General features: G+C 74.6%; 7 protein-coding genes. All 7 read left to right on the top strand.

The genetic code is table 11. The features are described 5' to 3' along the window. Nucleotides 1–801: phosphopantetheine-binding protein (locus ACIBKY_RS13065; RefSeq protein ID WP_397096861.1), on the top strand; the 801-nt coding region annotated here is incomplete at its 5' end. Beyond that, complete coding sequence (locus ACIBKY_RS13060; protein ID WP_397096860.1) at nucleotides 798–6,428, top strand: amino acid adenylation domain-containing protein; 5,631 nt, start codon at nucleotides 798–800, stop codon at nucleotides 6,426–6,428. The genes ACIBKY_RS13065 and ACIBKY_RS13060, both read left to right, overlap by 4 nt. Beyond that, a complete protein-coding gene (locus tag ACIBKY_RS13055) occupies nucleotides 6,425–7,480 on the top strand; it encodes a saccharopine dehydrogenase NADP-binding domain-containing protein (RefSeq protein WP_397096859.1) in 1,056 nt (351 codons plus the stop codon). Before ACIBKY_RS13060 ends, ACIBKY_RS13055 begins: the two co-directional genes overlap by 4 nt. Next, a complete protein-coding gene (locus ACIBKY_RS13050; RefSeq protein WP_397096858.1) occupies nucleotides 7,477–8,559 on the top strand; it encodes a Gfo/Idh/MocA family oxidoreductase in 1,083 nt (360 codons plus the stop codon). The genes ACIBKY_RS13055 and ACIBKY_RS13050 overlap by 4 nt, the downstream gene beginning before the upstream one ends. Continuing rightward, a complete protein-coding gene (locus ACIBKY_RS13045) occupies nucleotides 8,556–9,335 on the top strand; it encodes a thioesterase II family protein (RefSeq protein WP_397096857.1) in 780 nt (259 codons plus the stop codon). Before ACIBKY_RS13050 ends, ACIBKY_RS13045 begins: the two co-directional genes overlap by 4 nt. Before the next feature lie 61 nt (nucleotides 9,336–9,396). Further along, nucleotides 9,397–9,768, top strand: a complete 372-nt coding sequence (locus ACIBKY_RS13040; protein WP_397096856.1) for a nuclear transport factor 2 family protein — start codon at nucleotides 9,397–9,399, stop codon at nucleotides 9,766–9,768. Between the two features lie 29 nt (nucleotides 9,769–9,797). Then, a partial coding sequence (locus tag ACIBKY_RS13035; protein ID WP_397096855.1) for an ATP-binding cassette domain-containing protein occupies nucleotides 9,798–10,721 on the top strand: 924 nt, incomplete at its 3' end.

Below are 10,721 nucleotides of genomic sequence, written 5' to 3'. Positions count from 1 at the left end.
GGCAGGCCGCTGGCCAACCAGTGCTTCCGCGTCGTCGACTCCGCGGGCCGCGACTGCCCCGACTGGGTGCCGGGCGAGCTATGGATCGGCGGCGCCGGGGTCGCCAAGGGCTATCGCGGCGACCCGGAGACGACCGGCGCGAAGTTCACCGGAGGCTGGTACCGGACCGGCGACATGGGACGCTACTGGCCCGACGGCACCCTGGAGTTCCTCGGACGCCTCGACCACCAGGTCAAGATCCGCGGGCACCGGATCGAACTCGGCGAGATCGAAACCGCCCTGCTCACCCACCCCCACGTCGAGCGCGCGGTCGCCACCAAGATCGACCGCCACCTGGCCGCCTTCGTCGTCCCGGCCGGCGGCCCAGGCGACCTCGGCGACCTTGACGACCTGCGTGACCGGCTCGCCGACCGCCTGCCCTCCTACGCCGTCCCCGCCACGATCACCCCGCTGGACGATCTCCCGCTCGGCGCGAACGGCAAGGTCGACCGCGCCGCCCTCGCCCGCCTGGCCCGCGAACCCGACGGCCAGAGCGGCGACGCCCCGCCCACCGGACCCACCGAGCAGGCACTCGCCGCGATCTGGCGGTCCCTGCTCGACCTCCAGGACGTGGGCAGGCACCAGAACTTCGTGACGCTCGGCGGCGACAGCGTCCTGGCCACCCGCCTGGCCGAGGAGATCAGGATCGAGTTCGGCGTCGACCTCCCGCTGCGGGAACTGTTCGCCGGGCCGACGATCGCCGAGCACGCCGCCCTGATCGACCACCGCGACGACTCAGCCTTCGAGGAGGGCTCGCTATGACAGCCGGTCAGCTCATCGCCGAACTGGCCCGGGAGGGCGTCCATCTGTGGGCGGAGTCGGGGCGGCTGCGCTTCCGCGCCCCCAAGGGCGTCCTCACCGAGGAACGGCGGGCCCTGCTGGCCGCCCACAAGGAGGCGCTGCTGGAGCAGCTGAGCCGCCCCGCCCAGCCCGAACTGCGCCCCGACCCGGCCGCCCGCCACGAGCCGTTCCCCCTCACCGACGTCCAGGCCGCCTACCTGCTCGGCCGGGGCGCCGCCTACGACTACGGCGGCACCGCCTGCCAGGTCTACGCCGAACTCGCCTTCACCGGCCTGGACCCCGGCCGCGCCGAGGACGCCTGGAACCGGCTGATCGAGCGCCACGACATGTTGCGCGCCACCGTCCACCCGGAGGGCTACCAGGTCACCGCCCCCGACCGGCCCCGCTACCGCATCGAGACCACCGACCTCACCGGCCGCCCCGCCGACGAGACCGACGCGCACCTGACGGCCGTGCGGGCCGCCATGGACAGCCGCGTCTACGACCCGGCGGCCTGGCCGCTGTTCGAGCTCCGGATCACCCGCACGGACGCACGCGACCTGCTGCACGTCTCCGTCGACTTCCTCATCGCCGACTACATGAGCATCCAGCTCCTGCTCACCGAACTGAACACCCTCTACCAGGACCCCGCCGCGCACCTGCCGCCCCTGGAGATCACCTTCCGCGACTACGTGGCCGCCACCCGGGGCGAACGCGACGGCCCCGCCTGCGAACGCGACCGCGCCTACTGGGAGGACCGCCTCGCCACCCTGCCCGGCGCGCCGGAACTCCCCCTGTGCGAGGACGAGAGCGCCCAGGCCCGTGGCTCGTTCACCCGCCACCGGGCCAGGTTCACGCCCGGACAGTGGCAGGCACTGCGCGAGCGCTCCGCCGCGCACGCGATCACCCCCTCCACCGCCGTGATGGCCGCCTTCGCCGAGGTCGTCGGCCGCTGGAGCCGCCAGCCGGCCTTCTGCCTCAACCTCACCCTCCTCAACCGCCGCCCCCTCCACCCGCAGGTGGACGCGCTGGTCGGCGACTTCACCACGGTCAGCCTCCTGGAGGTGAACGGCTCCGCGCACGCCACCTTCGCCGCCCGCGCCGCCGCGCTCCAGGACCGGCTGTGGCAGGACCTCGACCACCGGCTGTACTCCGGGGTGGAGGTGATGCGCGAGATCGCCCGCGCGAAGGGCCGCGACGCCGCGCTCATGCCGGTCGTCTTCACCAGCACCCTCGGGCTCGGCGAAGCCGGCGACGGCATGGGCGAAGTGGTGTACGGCAGGAGCCAGACGCCGCAGGTGTGGATCGACTGCCAGGCCCTCGTCGAGGACGGAACCCTGGAGGTCAGGGCCGACGTGCGCGACGGCGTGCTCCCGGCGGGCCTGGCCGGGGACCTGTTCGGGGCGCTGCGCGAGCTGCTGGCCGACCTGGCCGCCGCCGACGACGCGTGGGCGGCGGCCTCGCCCGTGGGGCTGCCGGCCGTACAGGAGGAGCGGCGGGAGCGCGCCAACGCCACCGCGGCGCCGCGCCCCGGCGGGCTGCTGCACGAGCCGGTCGTCGCCCGCGCCTCCGCCGCCCCCGCCGCGCCCGCCGTCATCGCGGAAGACCGCACGCTGACGTACGGCGAGCTGCTCGCCCGAGCCACCGCCGTGGCCGAGAACCTCACCCGGGACGCCGCGGGGGCGAAAGCCCCCACTCGGGACGGCGCCGTGGCGGAACCTCTCACCCCGGGCACCGCAGGGGCGGAACCCCTCACTCGGGACGGCGCCGTGGCGGAACCTCTCACCCCGGGCACCGCAGGGGCGGAACCCCTCACCCGGGACGGCGCCGTGGCGGAACCTCTCACCCCTGGCACCGCAGGGGCGGAACCCCCCACCCGAGGCGGCGCGCCGGTGGCGATCCTCATGGACAAAGGCTGGGAACAGGTGGTCGCCGCGCTCGGCGCCCTGCTGGCCGGAGCCGCCTACCTGCCGGTCGACACCGGCCAGCCGCCCGCCAGACGTGCGCGCATCCTGGCCGACGCCGGAGTGGACACCGTCCTGACCCAGTCGTGGATCGGCGAGCGCCCCGACGGCGTGCGCTGCCTGGACGTGGACACGCTGCCGCCCGCCACCGCCCCCGTGCCGCAGAGCGCCGCGCGGCCGGGCGACCTGGCCTACGTCATCTACACCTCGGGCTCCACCGGCGACCCCAAGGGCGTGATGATCTCCCACGAGTCCGCACTCAACACCGTCGCCGACATCAACCGCCGCTTCTCGGTGACCCCGGCCGACCGCGTCCTCGGCCTGGCGGCTCTGGGGTTCGACCTGTCCGTCTACGACGTCTTCGGCGTCCTGGCCGCCGGCGGCACACTGGTGCTGCCCGGCGCCGCGGGCCGAGGCGACCCCGCCCGCTGGGCCCGGCTGGTCGCCGAGCACGGCGTCACCCTCTGGAACTCCGTGCCCGCCCAGCTCCAGATGCTGGAGCACTACCTGGCCGCGCAGCCGGAGACCGGCCTGCCGACGCTGCGGCTGGCCCTGCTGAGCGGCGACTGGATCCCGATCACGCTGCCCCCGGCCATCCGCGCCCGCCTGCCCCGGCTCGACCTGGTCAGCCTGGGCGGAGCCACCGAGGCGTCGATCTGGTCGATCTTCCACCCGATCGGCGAGCCCGAGCCCGGCTGGACGAGCGTCCCGTACGGCAAGCCGCTGGCCAACCAGACCTTCCACGTGCTGGACCACAACCTGCGCCCCTGCCCCGACTGGGTGGCGGGCGAGCTGTACATCGGCGGCGCCGGCGTCGCGCTCGGCTATCTCGGCGACCCGGACAAGACCGCCCACCGCTTCGTCCGCCACCCCGCGACCGGCGAACGCCTCTACCGCACCGGCGACCTCGGACGCTACCGCGAGGACGGGCTGATCGAGTTCCTGGGCCGCGAGGACCGGCAGGTCAAGATCCGCGGCCACCGGATCGAACCGGCCGAGGTCGAGGCCGCCGTCCAGGACCACCCCGCGGTGGCCGCCGCGCACGTGCTGGTGGACGGCGACGGCATGGAGCGCCGCCTGGCCGCCTTCGCCGAGCCGGCCCGCCGTACCCCGGAGATCATGGACGGGGCGGCGGAGGAGCTGCGCGCGGCCGGATCGCGCGCGGGCGACCCGCACACCGCGCACATCTCCCGCGAGGAGCTGACCGAGTTCATCGCCCGCCTGGACCGGGCCGCGGTCGTCGGCATCGTGCGTGCCCTCGCCACCCGCGGCCTGTTCCGGCAGCCGGGGGACACCGCCACGACCGAGCAGGTCATCGAGGCCCTGGAGGCCGCGCCCCGCCACCACCGGCTGGTCCGCCGCTGGCTGCGCGTGCTCGAACACGAGGGCTACCTCGAACGCGGCCCGGCCGGCCTGCGCACGGCCGTCCGCACGGCCGGTCCCGACGACCTGGACGCCGCCTGGCGCGCGGTCGGCGAGCTGCAACGCGAGGACAGCTACCCGGCCGAGCTGATCGCCTACTTCAGGACCAGCACCGCCCACCTGCCCGAACTGGTCAGGGACGAGATGGACCCGCTGCCGCTGCTGTTCCCCGAGGGCCGCCTGGAGATCTCCGAGGCCGCCTACCGGGAGAACATCATCAGCCGCTACGTCAACCACGCCGCCGTCGAGATCCTGCGCCGCATCGCCGCCGGGCACCCCGGCCGCCTGCGCGTGCTGGAGGCGGGGGCGGGCGTCGGCGGCACCAGCGCGCGGACGATCCCGGCCCTGGCCGGGCACGACGTCGACTACCTGTTCACCGACGTGTCACCCTTCTTCCTCAACGAGGCCCGCGCCCGCTTCGGCGAGCTGCCCTGGGTGCGCTACGGCCTGTTCGACATCAACGAGGACTTCCGCGCCCAGGGCTACGCGCCCAACGACTTCGACGTCATCCTCTGCGCCAACGTGCTGCACAACTCCCGCCACGCCGGCCGCGTGCTGGAGCGGCTGGTACGCATGCTGCGCCCCGGCGGCTGGCTGGTCTTCATCGAGACCACCCGCGACAGCTACCAGATCATGACCTCGATGGAGTTCATGATGCCGGACAAGGACCCCCGCAAATGGGACTACGAGGACCTGCGCCGGGGACTCGACCAGACCTTCCTCGGCCGGGACCAGTGGCTCGGCCTGCTGCGGGAGGCGGGCGCCGGCGCGACCGTCTGCCTGCCCGGCCCCGGCGACGTGACCGGCCCGCTCGGCCAGAACGTCTTCGCCGCCCCGTTCAAGACCGACCGGCGGCCCCTGGACGTCGCGGGCCTGGCCGGGCACCTGGCCAGGCGGCTGCCCGACCACATGATCCCGGCCCACCTGCAGATCGTCGACGAGCTGCCGCTGACCGCCAACGGCAAGGTGGACACCACCACGCTCCGCTCATGGCTGCCGCGCGCCGCCGCGGGCCGCGCCTCGGCCGGCGGGCCGCCCCGCGACGACCTCGAACGCGCGCTCGCCGTCGTGTGGGCCGAGGTGCTCGGCGTGGGCGCGGTCAACCGCGACGACGACTTCTTCGACCTCGGCGGCGACTCGCTGGTGGTCGCCAAGCTGGCCGCCACGCTGCGCGAGCGCGTACCGGCCGCGGCCGAAGCGCACTGGGACGACCTGGTCCGCCGCATCCTGCACCAGCCCACCGTGGCCGCGCTCGCCGGCGGGCTGCGCAGCGGCGCCGGCGAGGACGGCGCCCGCGCCGAGAGCACGCCGCTGATCCCGCTCGGCGGCGACCCGCCCGGCGACGGCCCGCTGCGCGTACTCGTCCACGAGGGCAGCGGCACCCTCACCCCCTACCGCGCGCTGTCGCGGCTGCTGACCGCCAAGAACGGCCCGCTCGCCGGACTCGCGATCACCGACGTGGACGCCTACCTGGCCGAGGAGCCGCGCGGCCTGATTGCCCGCCGCGCCGCCCGCTACGCCCGCACCCTCCTGGACACCGGCGCGCACTCCTTCCACGTGGTCGGCTACTGCATGGGCGGCCTCCTGGCCACCGAGGTCGCCAGAAACCTCACCGAGGCCGGCGCCGACGTCAGCGCCCTCACCGTGGTCAGCAGCTACACGCTGCCCCGGACCATCGAGGACGACCTCGTGGCCGAGTACGTCTTCGCCAAGGTCATGGGCGTGGACCCGGCGGCGGCCGGCTACCCCGCCGACGAGGAGCTGATGGCGAAGGTCTTCGCCGCCCTGCTGCGCGAGGACCCCGGCCGCGTGCCCGCAGGCTCGGTCACCGCGCTGACCGGCGAACTCGCCCCCGCCGCCGAAGCCTTCCGCGCCCAGGCCGCCCGCCCACAGGCCGAACGGCTGGCCGCGATCGGCCACGCCGCCACCTCCGGCGCCGCCGGCCCCGACGTCGAGCGGCACATCGCCACCTCCTTCCAGGTGGTACGGCACAGCCTCCTGGCCGTCGCCGCCCACGAGCCGGAACCGTACGCGGGCGACATCTCCTTCCTGCGCCAGCGCGGCGGCACGAGCTTCCTGCCCTGGCTGCGCGACGACATGACCGGCTTCTGGCGGGAGCTGTGCCTGGGCGAGCTGACCGTCACCGACGTTCCAGGCGACCACTTCACCTGCCTGCGCCCGCCCCACGTGGACGAGGTCGCCGCCCTGCTGGAGGAGTCATGACCATCGGCGTGAGCGGATGCCACGGCGCAGTCGGCCGGGCGCTGACCCGCCGGCTGCCCGGCCCGCTGCGGCTCGGCGGCCGGGACCCCGCCCGCGTGCGCGCCCAGGCCGGGCCCGGCGACGAGCCCGTCACCCTGGACCTGGACGACGCCGCCGCGCTGGCCCGGTTCTGCGCCGGATGCGAGGTGGTGGTCAACTGCGCGGGGCCGTCCTCGACCATCCTCGACACCGTGGCCAGGGCGGCGCTGGCCGCGGGAGCGCACTACGTGGACGTCGCGGGCGACCGGCTCGACCTCGCCCTCCTCACGGACCTGGCGCTGCGGGCGCCCGGCGGCCCGCGCGGCGCCGTGCTGGCGGCGGGCATGATGCCGGGACTGTCCGCGCTGCTGCCGCGGGCGATGGCGGGGCCCGAGCCGCACCGCCTCGTCGCCCACGTCGGCGGTCTCGACCTCTTCACGAAGGCCGCCGCCCTCGACTACATCGCCTCCCTGACCGGCGAGTACGCCACCCCGCAGGCCGCCTGGCGCGGCCACCGGCAGGTCCGCGGCGCGCTGCGCCCGCTCGACGGCGTCCGCCTGCCGCACTTCCCCGGCCGGGTCAGCGCCTACCCCTACCTCAGCCGCGAGAGCGCCCGCCTGGCCCGCGCGCTCGGGCTGGCCGAGGTCGAGTGGTGGGGCGTCTTCGACGGCGAACGCGCCCCGCGCGCCCTGGCCGGCGCCGCGGACAGGGATCCCGGGCAGGCGGCCCGGGACCTGGAGCTGGCCGCCCGGCTCGACGCGGTGGGGCGGGAGCCGTACTTCCAGCTCGTCTTCGACCTCGACGGCAGGACGCTGATCACGCGCGCCGCCGACAGCTACGAGCTGACCGCCGCGGTGGCCGCGAGCGCCGTCAGGGCGCTCGTGGCGGGACGGGTGCCGCCGGGCGCGCACGAGGCCGCCTGGGTGCTCGATCCGGAGCGCGTGCTCACCGACCTGCGCGCGGACCCGGCCGTGCGGGTCACCTCCCCGCTGGATACGGGGGAGAGCGTGGCTGTTGAGGAGGGTGCGCTGTGAGTGGCCCGCCGCGCGTGCTCGTCTGCGGGACCGGCTTCGGCCGGATCCACCTGGCCGCGATCGCCGCGCCCGGTTCCGGGTTCCGGCTCGCGGGCATCCTCGCCAAGGGCGGCGAACGCTCTCACGCCTGCGCGCGAGCGGCGCGGGTGCCGCTCTGGACCCGCGTGGAGGACGTGCCGGACGGCGTCGACCTGGCCTGCGTCGTGCTGCTCGGCGCGGTGAACGGCGGCCCGGCCAGTGAGGTCGCCGCCGAGCTGACGGCCCGCGGCGTGCATGTGCTGCAGGAAGGGCCGCTGCTGCGCGACGAACTGGCCGGGCTGCTGCGCGCCGCCCGCGAGCACCGCACCGTGTACCAGGTCAACAGCCACTACGTGCACCTGTCGCCGGTGCGGCGTTTCATCGCCGCCGCCCGCGCGCTGCGCCCCCTCTACGTCGAGGCGGCCTGCGGCGTGCAAGTCTCCTACCACCTGTTCGACATCCTGGGCCGGGCGCTCGGCGGGCTGCGTCCCTTCGACCTGCCCGCGCCCACCGGCTCCGGTCCGTTCCGCACGATCGACGGCACCCTCGCCGGGGTGCCGTTCACGCTGCGGGTGCAGAACCAGCTGCACCCCGCCGACCCCGACAACCACGCCCACCTGCTGCACCGGATCACCGTCGGCGCGGACGGCGGCACGCTCACGCTGGCCGGCACCCACGGCCCCGTCCTGTGGTCGCCGCGCCCGCACCTGCCGGAAGAGGCGAGGAAGACCATCCGATTCGCCGACGCCGCCGACCCCGGCCTCGACCTGCCCGCCACCACCGTCATCGGCCCAGCTCAGACGCCCAGCTACCGCGAGATCCTGGCGACCCACTGGCCCGCGGCGGCCCACCGCGCGATCAGCGGTCTGTGGAAAGCCGCCGGTGACAGGATCGATCCGCTGCGCGAGGGGCAGTACTACCTGTCGGTCAGCGGGATCTGGCAGGCGATGGCCGCCTCCCTGGGATTCCCCGAGCGGCTGTCCGGGCCGCCGCCCCGCCCGATGCCCGCCGCCGAGCTGATCGCGGCCGCCCGTACCGAACTGGAGGACTCACCGGCATGACCACGACGACCACCCGGCAGCGCGAGCGGTGGCTGCGGCCCCTGCGCGTCCAGGAGGTGCCCAGGCTGCGCCTGGTCTGCTTCCCGCACGCCGGCGGCGCCGCCGGGTTCTTCCGCACCTGGGCCGCGCGCCTTCCCGAAGGCGTCGAGCTGTACGGCGTGCAGTACCCCGGCCGCCAGGACCGCCTGCGCGAACCCCACGCCGCGAGCGTGGACGAGCTGGCCGGACCGGTCGCGGCCGCCCTCGCCCCGATGAGCGAGGTGCCGCTGGCCCTGTTCGGCCACAGCATGGGCGCCGCCGTCGCGCACGAGACGGCCCGCCGCCTGGAGAGCCTGCTCGGCGGCCCGATCGCGGGCCTGGTCGTCTCAGGACGCCCCGCGCCGCACCTGGCCCGCCCGGCACAGGTGCACCTCGGCGGCGAGCGGGCCCTGCTGAAGGACCTGCGCAGGCTCGGTGGCACCAGCGACGAGGTCCTCGACGACCCCGCGCTGCGCGAGCTGATCCTGCCCACGCTCGAAGCCGACTACCGGCTGATCGAGACCTACCGGCCGCGCGAGACGGCGCCGATCGCGACCCCGATCTGCGCCGCCGTCGGCGCGGCCGACCCCGAGGCGGACCACAACGAGGCCGCCGCCTGGAAGGGCTGCACGACGGGCCCGTTCCGGCTCAGGGACTTCCCCGGCGGCCACTTCTACCTCGTCCCCCAGGAGAGCGAGCTGGTCGAGCAGGTGCTGCAGTTCTGCGGCCTGCCCGGCAGCTGGCCCTCGACCCCGTAACCGAACAAGATCCCGTAACCGAACTCGGTCCGGAAAACCCGAAGGTGAGGAGACACCGAGCATGAGCGTCGAGAAGGAACTGCGAGAGCTTGAGGAGCAGGGCTGGGCTGCCATCTCGGTCGGCAACGGCGACTTCTACCGCGAGCTGGTCACCGACCGCACGATCTGCGTCGAGCCCGACGGCCCGCAGACCGGCGCGGAGCTGGCCGCCGACATCGAGGCCAACAAGGCGCCCTTCGACGACTACACGCTGGAGGACGTCAAGGTGCTGGAGCTCAGCGGCGACGCGGCGCTGATCACCTACCGCGCCACCGTCCGGCTGAAGGAGGCCGGGTTCGCCTTCCAGCTCTACATGACCAGCGTCTACGAGCGCGGCGGCAACGACTGGAAGCTCGTCTTCCACCAGCAGACGCCGGTGAAGCAGGACGGCTGACGGCCACCCACATCGAGGAGATGAGCGGCATGAACGGAGGGGGAGTCGAGGTCGAGGGCCTGCGCAAGGTCTTCGGCGACAAGACGGCCGTGGACGAGGTGTCGTTCACCGTCGAGCCGGGCGCGGTGGTGGGCCTGCTGGGCCCCAACGGCGCCGGCAAGACCACGGTGATCAACTGCCTGAGCACACTCCTGCCGCTCGACGGCGGCAGGGCGTCGGTCGCCGGGCACGACGTGGCGGGCGACCCGTCGGGCGTACGCGCGTCCATCGCGCTGACCGGCCAGTTCGCCGCGGTCGACGACGTGCTGACCGGACGGCAGAACCTCGTGCTGTTCGGCAGGCTGCTCAAGCTCGGCAAGGCGGCGGCCGCGGACCGCGCAGGGGAGCTGCTGACCGGGTTCGGCCTGGCGGACGCCGCCGACCAGCCGGTCAAGTCCTACTCCGGCGGCATGCGCCGCCGCCTGGACCTGGCCGCCAGCTTGGTGGTCAGCCGCCCGGTGATCTTCCTGGACGAGCCCACCACCGGGCTGGACCCCGTGGGCCGCCAGGAGATGTGGGACGTGGTCGCCTCGCTGCGCGACAAGGGCGTCACGCTGCTGCTGACCACCCAGTACCTGGAGGAGGCCGACCGCCTGGCCGACCGGCTCGTGCTCATCGACGGCGGCAAGGTGATCGCCGAGGGCACACCCGGGGAGCTCAAGAAGCAGGTCGGCGGACAGGTCTGTGAAGTGCGCGCCGAACCGTCCGAGGACGCCCTGCGCGCGCTGCGCGGCAAGGTGGACAACGTCGAGGAGTCCGGCGGCCTGGTCATCGTCCGCGACGCCGACGGTGGCACGCTCGCCGAGGTCGTCGCGGCCCTGCGCGAGCGGGGCGTCGAGGCCGACGACATCCGGCTGCGCCGTCCCACGCTCGACGAGGCGTTCTTCGCGCTCACCGGGCACGAGCCGTCACGT

The organism is Nonomuraea sp. NPDC050394 (genome assembly GCF_044459065.1).
In the GTDB taxonomy this organism is placed as follows: Bacteria; Actinomycetota; Actinomycetes; order Streptosporangiales; family Streptosporangiaceae; genus Nonomuraea.
Note: the sequence above shows the minus strand (reverse complement) of the source record. Positions and strands in the feature narration are given on the sequence as shown.

Excerpts from the sequence above, each read along its gene's own strand:
- ACIBKY_RS13060 (WP_397096860.1), top strand. The coding sequence starts at position 798 with ATGACAGCCGGTCAGCTCATCGCCGAACTGGCCCGGGAGGGCGTCCAT.
- ACIBKY_RS13055 (WP_397096859.1), top strand. The coding sequence starts at position 6,425 with ATGACCATCGGCGTGAGCGGATGCCACGGCGCAGTCGGCCGGGCGCTG.
- ACIBKY_RS13045 (WP_397096857.1), top strand. The coding sequence starts at position 8,556 with ATGACCACGACGACCACCCGGCAGCGCGAGCGGTGGCTGCGGCCCCTG.
- ACIBKY_RS13040 (WP_397096856.1), top strand. The coding sequence starts at position 9,397 with ATGAGCGTCGAGAAGGAACTGCGAGAGCTTGAGGAGCAGGGCTGGGCT.